Source organism: uncultured Sphingomonas sp., from assembly GCF_936927845.1.
GTDB lineage: Bacteria > Pseudomonadota > Alphaproteobacteria > Sphingomonadales > Sphingomonadaceae > Sphingomonas.
The window spans coordinates 19,183-40,077 of record NZ_CAKZHV010000003.1 but is presented as its reverse complement, the minus strand read 5'-3'; the positions used below and the strand labels follow the sequence as shown (position 1 = coordinate 40,077).

The following is a 20,895-nucleotide window of genomic DNA, read 5'->3' as shown; positions in this document are numbered from 1 at the left end:
CTGTTAGCCTCCGCGCCATGCCCGTCTCCGCCGCCGCCTCCGCTCGTGAAATCCTGACCCGCCTGCACGACGTTATGGCGGCGCGCAGTCCGGCGCAGGCCAAGCTGAACCAGGTGGTGGAGATCATCGGCGAGGCGCTGGATAGCGAAGTCTGTTCGATCTACCTGCTGCGCGAAGGCGTACTGGAGCTGTTCGCGACCCGCGGCCTCGCACCAGAGGCGGTGCACGTCACCAAGCTGGCGATGGGCGAGGGGCTGGTCGGCACGATCGCCGAGCAGAACGAGATCCTGAACCTCGACGAGGCGGCGAGCCATCCCGATTTCGCCTACAAGCCGGAGACGGGCGAGGATCGCTACCACAGCTTCGCGGGCGTCCCGATCGTCCGGCGTGAGCGCTCGGTGGGGGTGCTGGCGGTTCAGCACGCCGATCCGCGCCGCTACGCCGATATCGAGATCGAGGCGTTGCAGACCGTGGCGATGGTGCTGTCCGAGCTGATCGCCAATGCCGGTCTGATCGATCAGGGTGGGCCCAAGGACCGCGTGCAGTCGACCGCCACCGTCCGCATTTCGGGCCAGAAACTGGTCGACGGCATGGCGGCGGGATGCGCGGTGTTCCACCAGCCGCGCGTCACGATCGAGCATACGGTCGCCGAAGACACCGAGGCCGAGCGCCACCGCGTCTATGCCGCGTTCGACAAGATGCGCGAGCAGATCGACCGCATCGCGCGCGAGGCCGAGTTCGGCGTCGGCGACGAGCATCAGGAGGTGATCGCCACCTACAAGATGTTCGCCTATGACGAGGGTTGGGCCAGGCGGATCAACGAGGCGATCGATTCAGGCCTGACCGCCGAGGCCGCGATCGAGCGCGTGCAGCAGCGCACAAGGCAGCGGATGCGCCAGATCGACGATCCGCTGCTGCAGGACCGGATGCACGACCTGGAGGACCTGTCCAACCGGCTGCTGCGGATCGTGTCGGGGCAGATGGGGACAGCGGCGCAACTGGGGCTCAGGCAGGACACGATCCTGATCGCGCGCAACCTGGGGCCGGCCGAGCTGCTCGAATATGATCGTCGGCGCTTGAAGGGCGTGATCCTGGAGGAAGGGTCGCTGACCGCGCACGTCACCATCGTCGCGCGCGCGATGGGGGTGCCGGTGCTGGGCCGTGTGCGCGACGTGCGCCGCACAATCGCAGAGGGCGACCTGCTGCTGCTCGACGTGACCGAAGGCTCGGTGCTGGTGCGCCCGACGCTGCCGATGGAGGAAGCGTTCGACGCCAAGCTGGTGCTGCGGCAGAAGCGCAAGGCGGCCTATGCCGCGCTGCGCGATCTGGCGCCAGAGACGCGCGACGGGCACCGCGTGACCGTGATGGTGAACGCCGGGCTGCGCGACGACGTCGCCGCGCTCGACGTGACGGGCGCGGACGGGATCGGGCTGTTCCGCACCGAATTCCAGTTCCTCGTCTCGGCAACCCTGCCGCAGCGCGAGCGCCAGCAGCGGCTCTACCGCGAGGTGCTGGACGCGGCGGGCGACCGCCCGGTCGTGTTTCGCACCGTCGACATCGGCGGCGACAAGGCGCTGCCGTATCTCGTCTCCGATGCACCGGACGAGGAGAACCCGGCGATGGGTTGGCGCGCGCTGCGCCTCGCCTTGGAGCGCGACGGATTGATGAAGGCGCAGGCGCGCGCGCTGCTGGAAGCGGCGGCGGGGCGGACGCTCAATGTCATGTTCCCGATGGTCAGCGAAGCCTGGGAGTTCGACGAGGCCAAGGCGTTGTTCGAGGCGCAGCGCGACTGGATCGCCTCGCGCGGGCGGCGGCTGCCGATCGAGATCCGCTACGGCGCGATGCTGGAGGTACCGAGCCTGGCGTACCAGCTCGACCTGCTGCTGCCACGCGTGCAGTTCCTGTCGATCGGCACCAACGACCTGACGCAATTCCTGTTCGCCGCGGACCGCGCCAATCCCAAGCTGGCGGAGCGTTACGACTGGCTGTCGACCTCGATCCTGCGCTTCGTCAAGCTCGTCGCCGATCAGGCGCGCGCGGCGGGGGTGCCGGTCGGGGTGTGCGGCGAGATGGGCGGGCGCCCGCTGGAGGCCGCGGCGCTGATCGGTGTGGGGATCGACCGGTTGTCGATCACCCCGGCAGCGGTCGGCCCGGTCAAGGCGATGATCCGTTCGCTCGATCATGCCGCGTTGCGCGCGCACATGGCCGAGTTGCTGGCGCGGCCGCCGCGCGACATGCGCGCTGCCCTCGGCGAATGGGCGAGCGCTGAGGGCGTCGAATTGGCGTGATCCTGCGCCGGGCGGGCGACCGTCCGGTTGACACTCACTTGTCCGTTTGAAAGACGCGTAATCGGTCGCAGCAACGGGGCAGGGCTGCGCTGGAGAACAAGATGAGCGACGGCGAGACGGGCGAGATGGCGAGCGCGAAACCGGCGATGGTCGGCCAGCGGCTCCGCGCCGCGCGCGAGGCACAGGGGCTGTCGCTGCCCGAGGTCGCGACGCGCACGCGCGTGACGCAGCGTTTCCTGGAAGCGATCGAGAACGGCCGGCTGGAGGATCTGCCCTCGTCGACCTACGCGGTCGGCTTTGCCAAGGCGTATGCGCGCGTGGTCGGGCTTGATCAGGTGGTGATCGGTCGCGACATCCGGGAAGAGATGAATGCGCCGGGCGCGGTGCAGCGCCCGCAACATCACGTGCAAGAAATCGCCGACCCGGCGCGCGGGCCGTCGCGCAGCGTGGTGATCGTAGCGCTCGGCCTTGCGCTGGCGGTGCTGATCCTGGCGCTTTTGTGGTTCACGACCGGCGCGTTCCACAGCACGGGCGACAGCGCGTCCGAGCCCGCCGGCAATGCGCAGGTGACCGCAGCCGTGCCCGCCCCCGCGGTCGTGCCGACACCCGCCGCGACGACCGGCCCGGTCGTGCTGACGGCCGCGGACGAGGTCTGGCTGCGCGTCTACGATGCCGACAACAAGACGCTGTACCTGGGCACCATGAAGCCGGGTGAGCGGTTCGAGGTGCCCGCGAACGCCAATGATCCGATGATCAACGTCGGCCGTCCCGACAAGCTGCGTATCACGCTGGGCGATCGTGCGATCACGCCGCTGGGCGACGGGAGTCGTCCGCTCAAGGACATCCGCATCAGCGCGAGCGCACTCGCCGCGCGGGTGAGCGGCGCTGCACCGCTGGCAGAACCGACGCCGGGTGCTGCGGCTGCGCCCGCCGCTGCGGCCCCGACCCGCGAGACGCGCGCGCCGCGGCGGGCGCTGCCCCGCGCGTTCGCGTCGCCCACCAGCAGCGCCGACGAGGCGGCGCGTGCCAACCGCGCCGCTGCGGCATCATCGACGCCGGCACCCGCGCCCACGCCCGCGGCACAATGACGCGCTTCAGCGTGTAGACAGGTGCGATCAACGAGTTACGACGCATGATGATCGAGGGTCGGGGGCGACGCATGAGCAGGTATCGGTTGGGAACGGGTGGCGCGCTGACGGCGGCGGCAGCGGCGCTCGTGGTCGCGGGGGCGCCCGCCGCGGCGCAGTCGAATGTCGAGGGACGCGTCGGCAAGCTCGAGAGCGAGATGCGCGCGGTGCAGCGCAAGGTGTTCCCCGGCGGTGCGGGCGCGATGGTCGAGCCGCAGATCTCACCCGAGGCGACGACTGCCGTGCCGAACGGCGTGCCCGCAACCAGCCCGGTCGCCGATCTGACCAACCGGGTCACTGCACTCGAGCAGCAGATCGCGACAATAACCGGGCAGATCGAGCAGACGCAATATCGCCTGCGCCAGCTCGAGGATCAGTTCACCGCTTACAAGAAGGCGACCGACGCGCGACTGTCGGCCGCGCCGACTGCCCAGGCGGACGCGGGCGAGGTGGCGAGTGCTCCCCCGACGCGCGGCGCGGTACGCGCCGCGGGCGACACGACGCCGGGCAGGGCCGCGGATGCGCGCGGCGACACGAGCGAGCCGGTGCGCGCGGCAGCGGTCACCGGTGTCGAGAAGCCGAGCACCGGCGATGCCGCCGAGGACGCCTACACCTACGGCTATCGGCTCTACACCGCCAAGAAATATCCCGAAGCCGAGGCGCAGTTGAAGCAGGTCGTCGCGACCTATCCCAAGCATCGTCGCGCCAGCTACGCGCAGAACCTGCTCGGTCGCAGCTATTTGGACGAGGGCAAGCCCAGCCTCGCCTCGATCGCCTTTTATGAGAATTACAAGAAGTTTCCCGAAGGCGAGCGGGCGCCCGACAGCCTTTATTATCTCGGGCAGGCGCTGACCAAGCTCAACAAGCCCGCGGATGCGTGCAAGGTCTACGGCGAGCTGACCGACGTGTACGGCGACAAGATTTCCGCCGGCATGAAGGCCGATGTGGCCAAGGCACGCATCGCCGCCAAGTGCAAGTAATCGCGCGCTGAAGCCGCCGCGCGCGCCCGACCAGGCGGCGGTCGTACGCTTCGCCGACGATCTCGCGCGCGCGTCGCCGGCGTCGGAGTGCCCACTGCTGATTGCCGTTTCAGGTGGACCCGACAGTGTGGCGCTGCTGCTGCTGGCGCGTCAGGTGCTGGGCGCACGTTGTGTCGCGGCGACGGTCGACCACGGCCTTCGCCCCGAGGCGGCGGGCGAGGCGGCGTGGGTCGCGCGGCTTTGTTCGACGCTCGGCGTGCCGCACGCGGTGCTGACCGGCAGGCTGCCCGAGCGCGACGGGCGCACCCGCAACGTGTCGGCACGGGCACGCGCCTTGCGCTACGCGTTGCTTCGCACGCATGCCGAGGGGATCGGCGCCGCGGCGATCGCCACCGCGCACCACGCCGATGATCAGGTCGAAACGCTGGTCATGCGGCTCAACCGCGGCGCAGGGCTGGCAGGCATGGCTGGCGTGCGCGCGCGGAGCGACGGCATTGTTCGTCCGCTGCTGGCGTGGCGACGCGCCGAGCTTGCCGCGGTCGTTGCCACCTGCGGCATCGTTCCCGTGGATGACCCGAGCAACCGCGACGCCCGTTTCGACCGCGCGCGGCTGCGCAGCGCGATCGGCGACGCGGCCTGGATCGAGGCGGAAGGTTGGTCGCGCAGCGCGCGCGCGCTCGCCGATGCGGAGGAAGCGCTCGACTGGACGGCGACGTGCTTGTGGCACGAGCGATGCCGCGTCGAGGACGCCGCGGTGACGCTGTCGCCGGCCGGACTGCCGTTCGATCTGCAGCGCCGCCTGGTCGCGCGCTGCGTCGCCGCGGTGGACCCCGCGAGCGATCCGCGCGGATCGGCTGTAGCGGCCGCGGTGGACGCGCTCGTGCGCGGCGCCACGATCACGCTCGGCGACGTGCTGTGCCGGGCAGGGCGCGATGCCCGCGACGAACCGGTCTGGCACTTCGCCAGGGCGCGGCCGCGTCGATCAGCGTGAGTGGTCTTGTTCCATTGCCATTAACCCAGGTGCGCCTACATATTCGCGGACGAAAGGCTCCCGAATGAACGACAACGAGAAGCAGTCTGGTAACGGTGAGGGCGGCGGCAACGCCGGCGGTCCGAACCCGTGGATGAAGAGCCTGCTGATCTGGGTAGGCATTCTGCTGGCACTCGCGGTGGTCGTGACCATGTTCGACGGTCGCACCGGCGGCGCGCAGGGCAACACGGTTGCGTACTCGACCTTCCTCGACAAGGTCGACGAAGGCACGGTCAAGACCGTCAACGTGTCGCGTGACATGATCACCGGCACGTTCTCGTCGGGGGACAAGTTCCGCACCTATCCGGTGCAGGATTCGGGGCTGATCGAGCGTCTGCGCAAGGCGGGCGTCGAGGTTGCGGGCAAGCCCGAGGAAGGTCCGTCGATCTGGATGGTGCTGCTCTACCAGTCGCTGCCGTTCCTGCTGTTCCTGGGCATCGCCTTTTTCGTGCTGCGCCAGATGCAGAAGGGCGGTGGTGCCGGCGGCGCGATGGGCTTCGGCAAGAGCCGCGCCAAGATGCTGACCGAGAAGCACGGCAAGGTGACGTTCGACGACGTCGCCGGCATCGACGAGGCACGCGCCGAGTTGACCGAGATCGTCGAGTTCCTGAAGGACCCGACCAAGTTCGCGCGGTTGGGCGGCAAGATCCCGAAGGGCGCGCTGCTGGTCGGCTCGCCCGGCACCGGCAAGACTTTGCTCGCGCGCGCGATCGCGGGCGAGGCGGGCGTGCCGTTCTTCACCATCTCGGGCTCGGACTTTGTCGAGATGTTCGTCGGCGTTGGTGCCAGCCGCGTGCGCGACATGTTCGAGCAGGCGAAGAAGTCGGCGCCGTGCATCGTCTTCATCGACGAGATCGACGCGGTGGGTCGCCACCGCGGCGCAGGGCTGGGCAACGGCAACGACGAGCGCGAGCAGACGCTCAACCAGTTGCTGGTCGAGATGGACGGGTTCGAGGCCAACGAAGGCATCATCATCGTCGCGGCGACCAACCGTCCCGACGTGCTCGACCCCGCGCTGCTGCGTCCGGGCCGGTTCGACCGGCAGGTGGTGGTGCCGCGTCCCGATATCGACGGGCGCGTCAAGATTCTCGAAGTGCACATGAAGAAGGTGCCGCTGGCGCCCGACGTCGACGCACGCGTCATCGCGCGCGGTACGCCGGGCTTCTCGGGCGCGGATCTCGCCAACCTCGTCAACGAGGCGGCGCTGATGGCGGCGCGCAAGGGCAAGCGGCTGGTCGCGTCGGCCGAGTTCGAGGAGGCCAAGGACAAGGTCATGATGGGCGCCGAGCGCCGTTCCATGGTGATGACCGACGACGAGAAGCGGATGACCGCCTATCACGAGGCCGGCCATGCCGTGGTCGCGATGCACGAGCCCGCGTCCGACCCGATCCACAAGGCGACGATCATCCCGCGCGGTCGTGCACTCGGCATGGTGATGCGCTTGCCCGAGCGCGACAGCTACAGCTATCACCGTGACAAGATGTACGCGAACCTGGCGGTGGCGATGGGCGGCCGCGTCGCCGAGGAAATCATCTTCGGTTACGACAAGGTTTCGTCGGGCGCCTCGGGCGACATCCAGTACGCCACGGGTCTGGCGCGCGACATGGTCACCAAATGGGGCATGTCGGACAAGGTTGGCCCTGTCGAATATGCGCAGCCGGAGGGCGAGAGCTTCCTTGGTTACTCCTCGTCGCAGCCGGTGCGGATGTCGAACGCGACCGCGCAGCTGATCGACGACGAGATCAAGGGCATCGTCGAGGGCGGCCTGTCGCGCGCCAAGCAGGTGCTGAGCGATCACATCGACCAGCTCCACGCGCTTGCAGGTGCGCTGCTCGAGTATGAGACGCTGAATGGCGAGGAGATCAAGCGGCTGATCGCGGGCGATGACATCGGCCGTGTCGATCAGGGGCCGAGGACTACCATCGTGCCGAGTGCGGGTACGTCGATCCCGAAGACGAAGCGGCCGAGTGGCCCGTTCGGCAATCCGTCACCCGCGGGCGCCTGATCGTTCACATCGGTTAGAAAAACGAAGAGTCGCGGAAAGGACAGACCTTTCCGCGGCTCTTTTGATTTCACCGCCCGCGCAGCGCGGCGGTCATGTCACGTCAGCGGCAACGTTTGTCCGCGGTAATGCTGCGATCGATCGCGCGACCGCCGAGCGCACCCGCAGCGCCGCCCGCAACCGTGCCGAGCAGACCGCCGCCGACCGCATTGCCGAGCACCGCGCCACCGACGCCGCCCGCGACGAGACCGGTCGTTCCGCTCGAATACCGGCAGCGGCGCTCGCCGCGACGATTGCGGCGGTGCTTGTACGACTTGCCACGATATTCACGCGCCTCGGCCTTGTGGGTCGGCGCGACGACCGCAGCCGTCGGGATCGCGAGCCCGGCTGCCGCCAGAGTAAGCAGGAACTTACGCATGGTACTATTCTCCCTGGGTGAATGGTGCGTTCGGTAACGCAGTGACCCGCCACAGGTTGCGCGAGATCAGTCGGCGAGTCCCAGGTAGAGCAGGCCTGTCAGAAATAGCGGCACGATCGCCCAGCAGATGAAGGTGGTGAGCACCAATGTTCGCACCAGCGCCCCGCCGCGGCTGAGCGAATAGGCGCCCTTCAACTGCTTGTAGATGTGCACCACCGCCCCGACGAGCGCGCCGACGACGACGAGCAGCGACGGTGCGCCGGCGGTGATGAGCAAGGCCGCCGCGATCGTCAGCAGCGACATGAACGTCAGCGAATAGGTCGCGAACACCGCATGGTCGTAGAAGCCGAAGCGGCGGCTGAACGGGAACAGGAGCCACAGAAAGGGCAGCGAAAGCGGGATCAGCGCCCAACTGTATTTGTAGCCGCTGCTTTTCAGCTTGTAGAGCAGCAGCTGGGGATTCTCCTTGGCGTGTTCCACCATGGCGCCGATCCAGTCCTCGGGATCGTGCGCCTGCGTCCTGGGTTGCGGCAGGACGCGCTCAGCGGTGCGGAGGCCGTCGAGTTTCTGCTGTTCCTCCGCGATGCGGCGCGCGACCCGGCGGATCGCGGCGGCGTCGGGAGTGGCGGCGCGTTGTTGCTCAGCGAGGGTGGCACACAGGTCCGCGAGTGCCGCACTGGTCGCCTGCTGCTCCGACGCGACCTTTGCCTGTACCTCGCTCAACCCCGCGCCCGGTTTCAGCAGCGCATTGTCGCTGAAGTGGAACATCGGCAATTGCGCCAGCACCGCGAACAGCAGGAAGACCGAAAACAGGAACAGCGCGATCGGCGACACGAAGCGCGCCCGCTCGCCCGCCACGTAGCGCCGCGTCAGCGCGCCCGGATGACGCACCAGCATCGGCAGCGTGCGCCATGCCTTGCCCTCGAAGTGGAACACGCCGTGGAGCACGTCGTGGAAGAATGCGCCCGCGGTACGGTGGACGTGGCCCGCCTGCCCGCAACGATGGCAGTGCGCGTCGATGAGCGCGGTGCCGCAGTTGAGGCACAGACCGTGCTCGTGCTCACCGCCGTGATGGCCGGCCAGTGCGTACGTGCCCCCGCGCGGTTCGACCGCGTGCGCGAACGCAGCCCCGGTCATCACATCCGCCGCCGCTTCTTCCAGATCCATGTGCAAAGCCCCCGCTTTCGACAGCGATGGTAGCCGCAACGGACGCCGGCTCAAGCCCTCAATAGCGCGACAGTTCGACCGGCAGCGAGCGATAGCCGTGGACGAAACAGGCGGCGACGCGCGCGGGCTCACCCACGACGTTCACGCGCATCCGCCGTGCTGCCATTTCTTCCAGCAGGATCGACACCTGCAACTCGGCCAGCCGCGCGCCGACGCAGCGATGGATGCCGTGTCCAAAGGCGAGGTGCCGGCGCGCATTGGCGCGATCGACCTGGAAGGCGTCGGCATTGTCGCCGAACACGCTCTCGTCGCGGTTGGCGGAGATGTACCACATCACCACCTTGTCGCCCGCGGCGATCCGCTGTCCGGCGAGTTCGGTATCGGCGGTCGCGGTACGGCCCATGTGCGCGAGCGGGGTCTGCCAGCGGATGATCTCGCTGGTCGCGTTGCCGATCAGGCCGGTATCCGCCTCCAGCTTGGCACGCTCGTCGGGGAATTTGTCGAGCGCGTAGACAAGGCCGCTCATCGTGTTGCGCGTGGTGTCGTTGCCGCCGACGATCAGCAGGATGAGGTTGCCCATGAATTCATTGGCATCCATCTGCCCCATCGCATCGGAATGGATCATCATGCTGATCAGGTCGGGCGTCGGCTCGGCATTGACCTTGGCGTTCCACAGCCCTTGGAAATAGGCGCCCATTTCATAGATTTTGCCGAGCCGCTGCTCGCGCAGGGCCTCGTTCTTGATGATCTCGATGTCGCCGGCCCAGTCGGACCATTCGGTCAGCTTGCGCCGGTCCGCCCACGGAAAGTCGAAGAGGATCGCGAGCATCTGCGTCGTCAGCTCGATCGAGACCCGGTCGACCCAGTCGAACTGCTCGCCGTAGGGAAGCGCATCAAGGATCTCGGCGGTACGGCGGCGAATGTCGCCCGTCATCCGCACCATCTCGCTCGGCGTGAAGGCGGGGGCGACCGTGCGGCGCTGCCCGGTGTGGATCGGGCGGTCGCGGCCGATGAACATCGGCATGCGCACCTCGCTGCCGTCGTTCAGGAACGGCGCGATCGTGAACCCGCCGACCTCGGACGAATACAGGTCGGGCAGCGACTCGACCTCGACGATCGGCTTGTAGGTCGACACCGACCAATAGGGGCCGAATTCGGAATGCTCGACCTTGTGCACCGGTGCCTCGGCGCGAAGCCGGCGGAACGGCTCACCCCAAGTGTCGTCGCGGTACAGCTCGGGCCTGCTCACGTCGAACGGGTCGATCGCGGGTGCAGCCTCTCTCAACAGCGTGGCCATCGGGTCTCTCCTATTTGGTTGCGAGAGAAAACCTAACTGACATGGCTGTCAATAGCGTTTCGTTATCCGAACAGCCGCCGCCACGCAGGTTTGCTGCTCGCCGATTGCAGCACTCCGCGCCGGAACAGCCGCGCGCCGACCATGATGAAGATCGACACCCACAGCAACTGCCACGCCAGCGCCGCAACGTGCGGCCACAACTCGGGCCGGTTCGCCGCGTGCCCCGCCATCGCGAAGGGTGAGGAGAGCGGGAACAGCTCGGCCGCGGTCGCGATCCAGCTGCCCGGGTGCGACGCCGCGGCGCTGGAAAGTGCGAACATGCCGACCTGGATGACGGTGATCGGCAGCGACAGCATCTGGATCTCGCGCATCGTCGAGGCCTGCGCACCGACGCCCAAGAACACTGCGCCGAGCAGCAGATAGGCGGTGGTGAAATAAGCCGCGAACAGGAGCACGAACCAGCCGAGCCCGACCGCGGGGACGAGCTGCGCCGCCTGCGCGCCGAGGTCGGCAGGGAGGAACTGCCCGATCTGGCTGATCACAGTGCCCCAGAAGCCGACGAACAGCACCGCGACGCCGAACATGCCGAGCAGCTTGCCCAGGAACACCGATTCGAGTGGCACGGCGGCGGCGAGTACCTCGATCACCTTGTTGTTGCGCTCCTCCGCCATCGTGCCGACGACCTGCCCCGAGAGGAACAAGGTCAGGAAGAAGATACCGAACACCGCGAAGAAGGCGGCGGTCTTGCGCCCGCCGAGCGACGGCGAGGACACGCGCACCTGCTCGATCGTCGGCATGGAGATGCGCGCGTCGCCGGTCGCGTGGCGGCGCAGCGCGACATCGGCGAGCGCGGACAGATAGCGCGCGTCGCGGCGGTTGTTCGCGGCGTAGAGGATCGCGGGACGGTCGAGCGGTCCCTGCATCACCGCCGACACGTCGAAGTCGCGGCGTTCGAGCTGGCTGCGCGGTTCGACCGCGTCCGACACCACGACGATCGTCGGCGGGGCGGCGTCGCGCGGGAAGGTCGCGCGCAATTGCTCGTCGGCGGTGCGCACCAGCCGTGCCTCGGCGACGGGCATCACCAGCACCATGCGCTGCTTGTCGGACGATCCGTCCGCCGCATTGGCCGCGCCCAATCCGCCGATCGCGCCGAACGAGCTCATGATCAGCGGCGCGAACAGGAACAGCAGGAAGATCGGGGTGAACACGGTGGCGATAAAGTCGCGCCGCGCGATCGTCAGCGTCTGGCGCAGCTGGCGTCGAAATCTGCTCATCGTGCTGCCTCCGCCGCGTCGGCCCCGACGATGCGGACGAACGCCTCGTGCAGTCCGGGACGCTCAATCGACAGGCCCGAGATGCCGTGCCCGGCGTCGATCAGATGCTTGAGCGTCTGCTCGATCCCATCCGCCGGCAACGTGAAGCGCCAGCCGTCGCCGTCGGCGCGCGCGTCGGCGGGCAGCGCGCGGGCGATGTCGGGGCCCGGATGATGCGGCACATAGTGGACCTGTTGCGGCAGGAGTGCGCGCGCTTCCTCGACCGTGCCCTCGAAGCGCCGCTTGCCGCCCGCGATCACCGCTAGCCGGTCGCACAGCCGCTGCGCGTGGGCCATGATGTGGGTGGAAAACAGGATCGTCGCGCCGCGATCGCGCTCGGCGACGATCAGCCGTTCGAGCCGTTCCTGGTTGACCGGATCGAGCCCGGAGAAGGGTTCGTCGAGCACGATCAACTTGGGTTGATGGACGACCGAGCCGAGCAGCTGGACGAGCTGCGCCATGCCTTTCGACAATTTGCGGATCTTCTCGTCGGCGGCGTGGCCGAGCCCGGCGGCCTCCAGCATCTCGCCCGCGCGCGACCGGCCGGTGCGCCAGTCGAGCCCGCGCAGCGCCCCCATAAACGCGATCGCCTCGCGCGCCTTCATCGCGGGGTAGAGCCCGCGCTCCTCGGGCAGGTAGCCGACCTGGTCGCTCGCGTCCTGCGGCTGCGCATGGCCGAGCAGCGTGCGGTGCCCCTTATCGGGCTCGATGATGCCGAGCAGCATGCGCAGCGTCGTCGTCTTACCCGCGCCATTGGGCCCGAGCACGCCGTAGATCGCGCCCGCGGGCACGATCAGGTCGACGCCGTCGACCACGCGGCGCTCGCCGAAGCGCTTAACCAATCCTTCGGCGGTGACCGCCCAATCCCCTGCCACGCACGCGCCCCCTTGTGTCGGTGCGGTGGTAGCGCGCCGTCGCTTCGGCCGGAAGCGCTACTTGCCGCCGTCGCGGCGCGACAGGGCAGCGATGCAGCTCGCGCGGTCGATCGGGCTGCCGTCGCGCTGGCGCGCGTCGACCCAGGTGACGCGCTGCTCACCGCTGCCCTTAGGGTAGAGATAGGCGTCGAGTACGCAGATCGCGCTCTCGAACTGGAGCTTTCGCGCGGTGCCTTCGCGTACGTCGGCATCCGGATTGCCGAAAAGGCGGACGAGCCCCGCGGCATCCTGTCCCATCACGGGCAGGTTCGCCTGTGACGGCGCGCTGCTGAGCGCGGGCGGCGGGGCTAGTCCTTGCGGACCGCAGGCGGCGAGCGGGGCTAGGGCCAGGGGGAGCAAGCGGCGGATCATGGTCGCGTCCTGTGGAACAGATGGGTCGCCATCGCCGCGCCGAGCACGGGGGCGAGCAGGTTGACCACCGGAACCACGAACAGCCCCGTTCCCGCAAGCCCCAGCAGAAAGCGCCCGCCGACGTTCGCCGTGTGCCAGTCGCGCATCGCCGCACCCGGCAGATGCCGGCTCGCCACCATGTCGGTCAGGTCGCGCCCGAGCAGCCACGAGTTGACGATGAAGAACGCCGCCGCGGTACCGACGCCGGTCACCAAGAGCGCGAGATAGATCGGCGTCATGACCAGATTAACGAGCAGGAAGCGCGCCGCCGAGCCGAGCCCCATCCGCACCGACCGGTGCAGCGGGACCGCACGTGCGCTCGCCAGCGCGGCGGGATAATGCCGCCGCTCGACCGCGGCGACCACGTCGTCGGCAAACACGCCCACGACCAGCACTGCCACCGCGCGGAACAGCAGCCACAGCGCGAGCACCGTCAGGGCGCTCGCCGCCACGCCCGCCAGTGCGCCGTGATAGCGCCAGCCCGCCAGCGCGGTGTCGAGCCCCCACCACGTCAGCGCACCCAGCGCGGCGAAGATCGCGAGCGTTACGCCCAGCGACTTGGCGAGCACGCTCCGGATCGCGGGATCACCGAGTTGGGCGAGCGAGAGCAGCAGCGCGCGGATCATGACACGAGGATCGCGGGCCGGGGTGCGTGCGTCAACGCCCGCCGCCGACCACTCGGTAGCCAACCGGCGTTGGGGAGGGGCGTGATCGAGCACCGATCCGCGCCGTCGTCGCGCGCGAACGGCCCACAACGGTTGCGACAGGCGGAGTGCTTGGCTACCGCGAACGCCATCTGCGCGGGCGATCCGTCCTGCCGCGCCCTGTTGGAGCATCTACTTGACCGAACCCCGTTACGACGTGGTCGCGATCGGCAATGCCATCGTCGACGTCCTTTCGCCCGCGACCGACGGCTTCGTCGCCGAGAACGGCATGACCAAGGGCGCGATGGCGCTGATGTTCTCGCCCGAGGAAGCCGACGCGCTCTACGCCAAGATGGGGCCGGGGCAGGAAGTGTCAGGCGGTTCGGCCGCGAACACGATTGCGGGAATGGCGGCACTCGGCAGCGAATGCGCCTTCATCGGGCAGGTCGCCGACGATCAGCTGGGCGAGGTGTTCGCGCATGACATCCACGCCGCCGGAATCCGCTTCGATGTGTCGGCGCGTGCGGGTCAGCCGACCACCGGGCGCTGCCTGATCTTCGTGACGCCCGACGGGCAGCGCACGATGAACACCTTCCTCGGCGCGTCGCACTACCTGCCCGCCGAGTCGATCGACGCCAAGCTGATCGAGGACGCGCGCTATCTGTATCTCGAAGGGTATCTGTGGGACCCGGAGGAGCCGCGCGCCGCGATGCGCGCCGCGATTGACATCGCGCGCAAGGCCGGGCGCAAGGTCGCCTTCACGCTGTCGGCGGAGTTCGTGATCGATCGCCACCGCGCCGCGTTCCAGGAGCTGATCGACCAGGGGCTGATCGATGTGCTGTTCGCCAACGAGGCGGAGATCGTGTTTCTGACGCAGGCGGCGGACGTGGATTCGGCGATCGCCGCCGTGTCGGGCAAGGTGCCGCTGGTGGTCGTGACGCTGAGCGAGCGCGGCGCGCTGGCGCAGGCGGGGACCGAGCGCGTGACGGTGCCCGCGCAGCCGATCGAGGCGGTGGTCGACACCACCGGTGCGGGCGACCTGTTTGCCGCCGGGTTCCTCCACGGTCAGGCGCGGGGCAAGACGCTGGAACAGTCGCTGACGCTCGGCGCGGTATGCGCGGCCGAGGTCATCAGCCATTTCGGCGCGCGCCCAATCGCCGACCTGAAGGAACTCGCGCGGCAGGCGCTCTGACCGGACAAGTCTCGTGACGGCGCTGCCGATCCACGCCGTTCTGCCCGATCTGCTCGCCGCGTTGCGCGCGCGGTCGTCGGCGGTGCTGGTGGCACCACCGGGAGCGGGCAAGACAACGGCGGTCGCGCCCGCGCTGCTGGCGGAGCCATGGTGCACCGGCGAGGTGCTGGTCACTTCCCCCCGTCGTCTGGCAGCGCGCGCCGCGGCCGAGCGGATGGCGGTGCTGGCGGACGAGCCGGTCGGGCGCACCTTCGGCTACGCGACGCGGCTCGACAGCAAGCGGTCGGCGGCGACGCGGGTGACGGTCGTGACCGAGGGCATCCTGACCGCGCGGTTGCAGGCCGATCCCGAACTCTCGGGCGTGTCGGCGATCCTGTTCGACGAGATACACGAGCGCAGCCTCGACGGCGATTTCGGCCTCGCGCTCGCGCTCGATGCGCAAGCCGGGTTGCGCCCCGACCTGCGCGTCGTCGCGATGTCGGCGACGCTCGACGGCGCGCGCTTCGCCGCGCTGATGGACGACGCGCCCGTCGTTGAGAGCGCGGGGCGCAGCTATCCGTTGACGCTGCGCCACCTCGGCCGCGCGACCGAGGTGCGGATCGAGCAGGCGATGGCCGGGGCGATCCGACAGGCGTTGGCGCAAGAGGAGGGCGGGGTGCTTGCCTTCCTGCCTGGTGTCGCCGAGATCGAGCGGACCGCGACCGCTCTGGGCGATCTGCCCGGCGTCACGCTCCACCGCCTGCATGGCAGCCTCGACCCTGCGGCACAGCGCGCCGCGATCCGCGCCGAGCCGGATGGCGCGCGCAAGCTGGTGCTCGCGACCTCGATCGCGGAGACTAGCCTGACGCTCGACGGCATTCGTGTCGTGGTCGACTCCGGGCTCGCGCGCCGCCCGCGCTACGACCGTGCGGCGGGAATGACGCGGCTCGTCACCGAACGCGAGAGCCAGGCCGCGGCGACACAGCGCGCCGGTCGCGCGGCGCGGCAGGGATCGGGGGTCGCGTACCGCTTATGGGAAGAAGCGGCGACCGCGGGGATGCCGCGCTTCGACCCCCCCGAGATCCTGGAGGCCGATCTGTCGGCGCTACTGCTCGCCACCGCGATCTGGGGCGTCGCCGATCCGCGCGACCTGCGCTGGATCGACCCGCCACCCGAGGCCGCGATCCAGGAGGCGCGTGCGCGGCTAAAAGCGCTCGGCGCGCTTGATGCTGACGGACGACCGACGCCGCACGGACGGCAGATCGCGGCGATGCCGATGGCACCGCGGCTCGCGCACATGCTGCTCGCCGCGCCCGACAAGCGCCTCGCCGCCGACATCGCGGTGCTGCTGCAGGAGCGCGGGCTCGGCGGCCCCGACGCCGATCTGGAGGTGCGGCTGCGGCGCTGGCGCGGCGAGCGTGGGACAAAGGCGGACGGAGCGCGCAAACTCGCCGCGCGCTGGGCGTCGTCAGCGGGGCGTAGCCAGGGCGAGGCCAGCATCGGAGCGACCCTCGCGCTCGGCTTTCCCGACCGCGTCTCGCGCCGCCGCGACGCGAGCGGCGAGCGCTGGGCCTCGGTCGGCGGGCGCGGGTTCCGGCTCGATGCGACCGCCTCGCTCGCACGCGCCGAATGGCTCGCGGTGGCGGAGACGCAGGGGTCGGCCGCGGGCGCGCGCATCCTCTCCGCCGCGCCGCTGACGTTCGCCGAGGTCGAGACGCTGTTCGCCGACCGGATCGAGACGGCGCACACCGCCACGTTCGACCCCGCAACCGGCGGCGTGCAGCCGATGCGCGAGCGGCGGCTCGGCGCGATCCGGCTGTCGTCGGGGCCGGACACGCGTGCCGATCCGCAGGTCATCGCGGACGCACTGGTCGAGGGCGTCCGCACCCATGGCGTCGCGCTGCTGCCATGGGGGGAGGGCGCGACCGCGCTGCGCCAGCGCGCCGCCTTCGCCGGCGTGGCGCTCGACGATGCGACGCTGATCGAACGCCTCGACGAGTGGCTCCCCGCATTGGTCGCTGGTCGCCGCCGGCTCGACGCGATCCCGCCCGGCGCGCTCGCCGACGGCTTGCGCACCCTGATCGGCTGGGACGCGATGCGGCAGATCGACCGGCTCGCGCCTGCCGACTTCACCACGCCCGCGGGCAGCACCCACGCGATCGATTATGCGGCCGAAGCCGGACCGACCGTGACCTTGCGCGTTCAGTCGCTGTTCGGACTCGCCGAGCATCCGGTCGTCGGCGAGGCCCGCGTGCCGCTCGTCCTGTCGCTCACCTCGCCAGCGGGTCGCCCAATCCAGACGACGCGCGATTTGCCAAGTTTCTGGCGCGGATCGTGGGTGGCGGTCGCGAAGGAGATGCGTGGGCGCTATCCCAAACACCCCTGGCCCGACGATCCTGCCGCCGCGTCGCCCACGCTGCGCACCAAAAAGGCGGATGCGCGGAACGCCGGCGCGCGCTAGAGCATCTGTTCAACGATCATCTGACCAGTCCGAGAACGATCAATGCCCACCGCCCGCATCTATCAGCGCCCGAAGAACGCCATGCAGTCGGGCCGTTTCGCGACCGACCATTGGATGCTCGAGTTCGAGCCGGTTGAGCCCAAGCATGCCGATCCGCTGACCGGCTGGGCCGGCAGCGGCGACGTACGCGACCAGATCAAGTTGAGCTTCCCGACCTGCGACGCGGCGGTCGCCTATGCCGAGGAACAGGGCATCGCTTACACGGTAATCCCGACGCCGACCAGGAAGCTCAAGCTACAGAGCTACGCCGACAACTTCCGGTAAGGCCGCAAGGCGGCGCTACAGTAGCGCGTCGGCGAGCAGCAGCAGCATCTTGACGTCGATCGCGACGCCCGCGGCGCGCTTTGCGGCGACAAAGGCGGGGAGGTCGGCGCGGGGGACGAGGATGACCTCGATATTTTCCTGCGCGTCGCCGCCGCCGTCACCGACCTTTTCGACATCGTGCGCGCGCACCAGCGTAAACCCTTCGCTGGTCATGCCGGGCGAGGCGTAGAAGAAGCCGACTTCCTCGATGCGACCGGCGCGGTAGCCGGTTTCCTCCTCCAGCTCGCGCGCGGCGGCGCTTGCCACGCCTTCGCCGTCAGTCCCCGCGTGTTTCGGGTCATCGCCGACGAGCCCCGCGGGCAATTCGAGGCTGCGGCGGCCGAGCGGGACGCGATATTGCTCGACCAGGATCACCTCGCCCGCGGACGTCTCGGCGTAGATCACCGCCGCCTCAATTCCGCCGCGGCGGCCGACATATTCCCACCGCCCTCGGCGCACCGCGCGGATGAAGCGGCCTTCCCACATCACCTCGACGGGCGCATCGGCATCCTCGACGGTCATAGTTCGATCACCCGGTCAGGCAGTTCGTTGGGATTGTCGAGGGTTTTTGGCAGAACCTGCGTCAGCACCGCGCCGATCGCCGCCACGGCACCGATCAGGCCATCGGCGGTCCGGCCCTCGCGGATCGCCGCCACCAGCGTCGCCATCGCCTGACCCCAGCGCTCGGGCGCGACCTGCGCGTGGACGGCCGCGTCGGCGACGATCTCGGCGCGATGCTCGTCGAGCGAGAGGTAGAGCAGCACGCCCTCGTGCCCCGCGGTGCGCCGCTCGGTGCCGACGCGGAAGGCGTCGAGCGCGCGGCGACGCACGCGGCGCGCCTTGGTCGCTGCGGGTGTGAGGGCGAGGAGCAGCGGGCGCCACGCGAGCAGCAGGCGCACGGCCAGAAACGCGATCGTCTGCGCGATCAGCAGCGCGAACAGCGTTTCGGCGAGGCTCGCCTCATGTTCCCAGCCATTGTCGAACGGGGTGAGCCAGCCGGGCCGGATGGCGCCAAGCGCAGTCACCGCCAGCATCGCCGCCACCGCGTAATGAAGCGCGACGTCGTGGTACGCGTCCGACTGGCGCGCGACGATCGTCACGATCTCGCCGTCGGTGGTCGTCTCCGCCGCGGTGACGGCCGCGGCGATCGCGGCGTGCTCGGCCGGGGAGAGGGTTGCCTGCACCATCACCATCACCAGCTCCCGCTCGCGCCGCCGCCGCCGAACGACCCGCCGCCGCCCGAGAACCCGCCGCCACCGCCGCCAAAGCCACCGAAGCCGCCGCCGCTGCTGCCGCCACCCCAGCCGCCGCCACTGCCGAAGCCCGGTCCCCAGATCACCACCGGCGGTGCAAGGCCGCGACGGCGCCGACCACCGCCACCGCCCCCGCCACCGCTGCCGCGGTCGTCGTCGTCATCGTCGTCGCGGAAACGCCGCCCGCCCGCGCGCCGGAAGATCAGTGGCACGATGAAGAACAGCACCACCATGATCCAGAAGCCCGCGATCAACCCGCCGCGCTGTTCGCCGCCCGCGTTGGCGCGCTTGGCACCAGCGGCCTTGGCGCGCTGCTCCGCGGCTTCCAGCGGCAGCTTCAACTGCTCGGCGATCGCGTTCGCGCCCGCGACGATGCCACCCGCCATGTCGCCGTCGCGGAAACGTGGCAGGATCGTCTGGTTGATGATCACGCTCGATAACGCGTCGGTTACGATCGGCTCGAGCCCGTAGCCGACCTCGATCCTGACCTTGCGCGCGTTCGGCGCGACCAGCAGGAGGACGCCGTTATTTGCGTCCTTCTGCCCCAACCCCCAGGCGCGACCGAGCCGATAGCCGTAATCCTCGATCGAATAGCCCTGCAGGTCGGGGATCGTCGCGATCACCAGCTGCCGCGTCGACGCCTGTTCGACCGAGGCGCTCAACTGCGTCAGCTGCTGCACCTGCTCGGGCGAGAGCAGGTGCGCGTCGTCGACGACGCGCCCGGTCAGCTTGGGGAACGTCTGCGCCGCGACCGGCAGCGCGAACGCGACCAGCAGCAGCGCGAGGATCGTGCGCACCAACCGCGTCACCTGACGGGGCATCAAGCGAGGCTGTGTCACCGGGCTCGGCGCGGGGGCAATCAACTCAGGCCCCGAAGTTCACCGTCGGTGCGGTCTGCGCATTCGGCGTCGTCGCCTGGAACGGCACCATCGGCTTCGCGCCATAGAAGATCTTGGCGCCGACCGCGTCGGGGAAGGTGCGGATGCGCGTGTTGTAATCCTGCACCGCGCCGTTGTAGTCGCGCCGAGCGATCGTGATGCGGTTCTCCGTCCCCTCAAGCTGCGACTGCAGCGCCATGAAGTTGGCGTTGCTCTTGAGATCGGGATAGGCCTCCTGCAACGGGCGTAGTTGCGTCAAGGCGGCGCTCAAACCGTTCTGCGCGTTGGCATATTGCTGCACCTTGGCGGGGTCTTTCAGATCGTCACCCGACAACTGGATGCGGCCTGCGTTGGCGCGCGCTTCGGTCACGCGGGTCAGCACGTCCGATTCCTGCTTGGCATAGCCCTTCACAGTTGCGACCAGGTTGGGGATCAGGTCGGCACGGCGCTGATACTCGTTCTGCACGTCGGCCCAGCGCGCCTTGGCGGTTTCCTCCGCGGTGGGCACGCTGTTGAGCCCGCACGCGGCGAGCGGAAGCGCCATCAGCGCAGCGGCAACGGCACGGTTGGTCATCGTCGAACGGTCTCCACACAGTCTGTGTCACGCATATAGGACACTTGATCGCCGACGCGAAGAGGGGAACGATGGCGGCTGCGACGTATCTGTCAGCAAAGGGAGTGACAGTGCCATGCTCAAGGATTTCCGTACCTTCATCGCGCGCGGCAACGTGCTCGACCTCGCGGTCGGCGTCATCATCGGTGGTGCGTTCGCGACGATCACCAAGTCGCTGACCGACGACATCATTATGCCGGTGGTGGGCGCCATCTTCGGCGGGTTCGACTTTTCGAGCTATTTCGTGCGGCTCGGCCCCGTGCCGGCGACCTACAAGGGGTCGCTCGACAGCTACGCGCAGTTGAAGGCCGCAGGGGTGCCGCTGTTCGGGTACGGCGAGTTCGTCACGGTCGTGATCAACTTCATCATCCTGGCGTTCATCGTGTTCCTGATGATGCGCAGCGTGAACCGGCTGATCGCGCGGTTGGAACATGAAAAGGCCAGCGGACAGGCCGAACCCGCCGCCGATCCGGCAGAGATCGTGCTGCTGCGTGAGATTCGCGATGCGCTGAAATCGCGTGGGGCGCCGCCAACCGCGTAACAGCGCCGCTCGCCCGACATGAAA

General features: G+C 69.1%; 20 protein-coding genes. 9 read left to right on the top strand and 11 right to left on the bottom strand.

Annotated elements, in window-relative coordinates; genetic code table 11:
- The first annotated feature begins 17 nt into the window (after positions 1–17).
- From ptsP to ftsH, 5 genes are all read left to right on the top strand, one after another.
- Positions 18–2,288, top strand: a complete 2,271-nt coding sequence (gene ptsP / locus Q0579_RS00960; RefSeq protein WP_298808144.1) for a phosphoenolpyruvate--protein phosphotransferase — start codon at positions 18–20, stop codon at positions 2,286–2,288.
- A 101-nt stretch (positions 2,289–2,389) separates the two neighbouring features.
- Complete coding sequence (locus tag Q0579_RS00955; RefSeq protein WP_298808142.1) at positions 2,390–3,376, top strand: helix-turn-helix domain-containing protein; 987 nt, start codon at positions 2,390–2,392, stop codon at positions 3,374–3,376.
- A gap of 71 nt (positions 3,377–3,447) precedes the next feature.
- A complete protein-coding gene (locus tag Q0579_RS00950) occupies positions 3,448–4,395 on the top strand; it encodes a tetratricopeptide repeat protein (protein WP_298808138.1) in 948 nt (315 codons plus the stop codon).
- Positions 4,358–5,386 carry a tRNA lysidine(34) synthetase TilS gene (gene tilS / locus Q0579_RS00945; RefSeq protein WP_298808135.1) on the top strand — a complete coding sequence of 343 codons (1,029 nt, stop codon included), beginning with the start codon at positions 4,358–4,360 and terminating at the stop codon, positions 5,384–5,386. Before Q0579_RS00950 ends, tilS begins: the two co-directional genes overlap by 38 nt.
- A 64-nt stretch (positions 5,387–5,450) precedes the next feature.
- Positions 5,451–7,430, top strand: a complete 1,980-nt coding sequence (gene ftsH, locus Q0579_RS00940; RefSeq protein ID WP_298808133.1) for an ATP-dependent zinc metalloprotease FtsH — start codon at positions 5,451–5,453, stop codon at positions 7,428–7,430.
- A 100-nt stretch (positions 7,431–7,530) separates the two neighbouring features.
- Here the strand turns inward: ftsH and Q0579_RS00935 are convergent, their stop codons facing one another.
- From Q0579_RS00935 to Q0579_RS00905, 7 genes are all read right to left on the bottom strand, one after another.
- Complete coding sequence (locus Q0579_RS00935) at positions 7,531–7,845, bottom strand: hypothetical protein (RefSeq protein ID WP_298808131.1); 315 nt, start codon at positions 7,843–7,845, stop codon at positions 7,531–7,533.
- Positions 7,846–7,911: 66 nt separating this feature from the next.
- On the bottom strand, positions 7,912–9,012 hold the full coding sequence (locus Q0579_RS00930; RefSeq protein WP_298808130.1) for a DUF3667 domain-containing protein: 1,101 nt from the start codon (positions 9,010–9,012) through the stop codon (positions 7,912–7,914).
- 58 nt (positions 9,013–9,070) lie between these two features.
- The gene (locus tag Q0579_RS00925) at positions 9,071–10,309 is read right to left on the bottom strand and encodes a cytochrome P450 (protein WP_298808127.1); all 1,239 of its coding nucleotides are present in this window, start codon (positions 10,307–10,309) and stop codon (positions 9,071–9,073) included.
- A gap of 62 nt (positions 10,310–10,371) precedes the next feature.
- Entirely contained in the window at positions 10,372–11,583 is a 1,212-nt protein-coding gene (locus Q0579_RS00920) for an ABC transporter permease (protein ID WP_298808124.1), read from the bottom strand.
- A complete protein-coding gene (locus Q0579_RS00915; RefSeq protein ID WP_298808121.1) occupies positions 11,580–12,497 on the bottom strand; it encodes an ATP-binding cassette domain-containing protein in 918 nt (305 codons plus the stop codon). Before Q0579_RS00915 ends, Q0579_RS00920 begins: the two co-directional genes overlap by 4 nt.
- Before the next feature lie 57 nt (positions 12,498–12,554).
- Positions 12,555–12,908, bottom strand: a complete 354-nt coding sequence (locus Q0579_RS00910; protein WP_298808120.1) for a hypothetical protein — start codon at positions 12,906–12,908, stop codon at positions 12,555–12,557.
- Positions 12,905–13,573, bottom strand: coding sequence for an EI24 domain-containing protein (locus Q0579_RS00905; RefSeq protein WP_298808118.1), 669 nt, complete (start codon positions 13,571–13,573; stop codon positions 12,905–12,907). The genes Q0579_RS00910 and Q0579_RS00905 overlap by 4 nt, the downstream gene beginning before the upstream one ends.
- Positions 13,574–13,787: 214 nt before the next feature.
- Between Q0579_RS00905 and Q0579_RS00900 the strand changes: the two genes are divergently transcribed.
- Genes Q0579_RS00900 through Q0579_RS00890 form a run of 3 tightly spaced genes read left to right on the top strand, consistent with a single transcriptional unit; the run spans position 13,788 to position 17,547 of the window.
- Positions 13,788–14,783: an adenosine kinase gene (locus tag Q0579_RS00900; protein WP_298808117.1), complete on the top strand. Its 996-nt coding sequence runs from the start codon at positions 13,788–13,790 to the stop codon at positions 14,781–14,783.
- Between the two features lie 13 nt (positions 14,784–14,796).
- Positions 14,797–17,223 (top strand): ATP-dependent helicase HrpB, encoded by a 2,427-nt coding sequence (gene hrpB, locus Q0579_RS00895; RefSeq protein ID WP_298808114.1) that lies wholly within the window; start codon positions 14,797–14,799, stop codon positions 17,221–17,223.
- 42 nt (positions 17,224–17,265) lie between these two features.
- Entirely contained in the window at positions 17,266–17,547 is a 282-nt protein-coding gene (locus Q0579_RS00890; RefSeq protein WP_298808111.1) for an ETC complex I subunit, read from the top strand.
- Positions 17,548–17,562: 15 nt separating this feature from the next.
- Here Q0579_RS00890 and Q0579_RS00885 read toward each other — a convergent pair whose 3' ends face one another.
- Genes Q0579_RS00885 through Q0579_RS00870 form a run of 4 tightly spaced genes read right to left on the bottom strand, consistent with a single transcriptional unit; the run spans position 17,563 to position 20,291 of the window.
- Positions 17,563–18,108 carry an NUDIX hydrolase gene (locus Q0579_RS00885; protein WP_298808109.1) on the bottom strand — a complete coding sequence of 182 codons (546 nt, stop codon included), beginning with the start codon at positions 18,106–18,108 and terminating at the stop codon, positions 17,563–17,565.
- Entirely contained in the window at positions 18,105–18,779 is a 675-nt protein-coding gene (locus tag Q0579_RS00880) for a hypothetical protein (protein ID WP_298808106.1), read from the bottom strand. The genes Q0579_RS00885 and Q0579_RS00880 overlap by 4 nt, the downstream gene beginning before the upstream one ends.
- Entirely contained in the window at positions 18,779–19,660 is an 882-nt protein-coding gene (locus Q0579_RS00875; RefSeq protein ID WP_298808104.1) for a TPM domain-containing protein, read from the bottom strand. Before Q0579_RS00875 ends, Q0579_RS00880 begins: the two co-directional genes overlap by 1 nt.
- Positions 19,661–19,703: 43 nt before the next feature.
- Entirely contained in the window at positions 19,704–20,291 is a 588-nt protein-coding gene (locus Q0579_RS00870; protein ID WP_298808102.1) for a LemA family protein, read from the bottom strand.
- Between the two features lie 115 nt (positions 20,292–20,406).
- On the opposite strand from Q0579_RS00870, the gene mscL reads away from it, so the two are divergent.
- Positions 20,407–20,871: a large conductance mechanosensitive channel protein MscL gene (mscL, locus tag Q0579_RS00865; protein ID WP_298808100.1), complete on the top strand. Its 465-nt coding sequence runs from the start codon at positions 20,407–20,409 to the stop codon at positions 20,869–20,871.
- Positions 20,872–20,895 lie beyond the last annotated feature (24 nt).

What these genes read in the sequence shown, in the direction of transcription:
- tilS (WP_298808135.1), top strand. Translation starts at nt 4,358, where the DNA reads ATGTGGCCAAGGCACGCATCGCCGCCAAGTGCAAGTAATCGCGCGCTG.
- Q0579_RS00910 (WP_298808120.1), bottom strand. Translation starts at nt 12,908, where the DNA reads ATGATCCGCCGCTTGCTCCCCCTGGCCCTAGCCCCGCTCGCCGCCTGC.
- ftsH (WP_298808133.1), top strand. Translation starts at nt 5,451, where the DNA reads ATGAACGACAACGAGAAGCAGTCTGGTAACGGTGAGGGCGGCGGCAAC.
- mscL (WP_298808100.1), top strand. Translation starts at nt 20,407, where the DNA reads ATGCTCAAGGATTTCCGTACCTTCATCGCGCGCGGCAACGTGCTCGAC.
- Q0579_RS00930 (WP_298808130.1), bottom strand. Translation starts at nt 9,012, where the DNA reads ATGGATCTGGAAGAAGCGGCGGCGGATGTGATGACCGGGGCTGCGTTC.
- ptsP (WP_298808144.1), top strand. Translation starts at nt 18, where the DNA reads ATGCCCGTCTCCGCCGCCGCCTCCGCTCGTGAAATCCTGACCCGCCTG.
- Q0579_RS00920 (WP_298808124.1), bottom strand. Translation starts at nt 11,583, where the DNA reads ATGAGCAGATTTCGACGCCAGCTGCGCCAGACGCTGACGATCGCGCGG.
- Q0579_RS00885 (WP_298808109.1), bottom strand. Translation starts at nt 18,108, where the DNA reads ATGACCGTCGAGGATGCCGATGCGCCCGTCGAGGTGATGTGGGAAGGC.
- Q0579_RS00890 (WP_298808111.1), top strand. Translation starts at nt 17,266, where the DNA reads ATGCCCACCGCCCGCATCTATCAGCGCCCGAAGAACGCCATGCAGTCG.
- Q0579_RS00935 (WP_298808131.1), bottom strand. Translation starts at nt 7,845, where the DNA reads ATGCGTAAGTTCCTGCTTACTCTGGCGGCAGCCGGGCTCGCGATCCCG.
- Q0579_RS00905 (WP_298808118.1), bottom strand. Translation starts at nt 13,573, where the DNA reads ATGATCCGCGCGCTGCTGCTCTCGCTCGCCCAACTCGGTGATCCCGCG.
- Q0579_RS00925 (WP_298808127.1), bottom strand. Translation starts at nt 10,309, where the DNA reads ATGGCCACGCTGTTGAGAGAGGCTGCACCCGCGATCGACCCGTTCGAC.
- Q0579_RS00880 (WP_298808106.1), bottom strand. Translation starts at nt 18,779, where the DNA reads ATGGTGATGGTGCAGGCAACCCTCTCCCCGGCCGAGCACGCCGCGATC.
- Q0579_RS00955 (WP_298808142.1), top strand. Translation starts at nt 2,390, where the DNA reads ATGAGCGACGGCGAGACGGGCGAGATGGCGAGCGCGAAACCGGCGATG.
- Q0579_RS00875 (WP_298808104.1), bottom strand. Translation starts at nt 19,660, where the DNA reads ATGCCCCGTCAGGTGACGCGGTTGGTGCGCACGATCCTCGCGCTGCTG.
- Q0579_RS00870 (WP_298808102.1), bottom strand. Translation starts at nt 20,291, where the DNA reads ATGACCAACCGTGCCGTTGCCGCTGCGCTGATGGCGCTTCCGCTCGCC.
- Q0579_RS00950 (WP_298808138.1), top strand. Translation starts at nt 3,448, where the DNA reads ATGAGCAGGTATCGGTTGGGAACGGGTGGCGCGCTGACGGCGGCGGCA.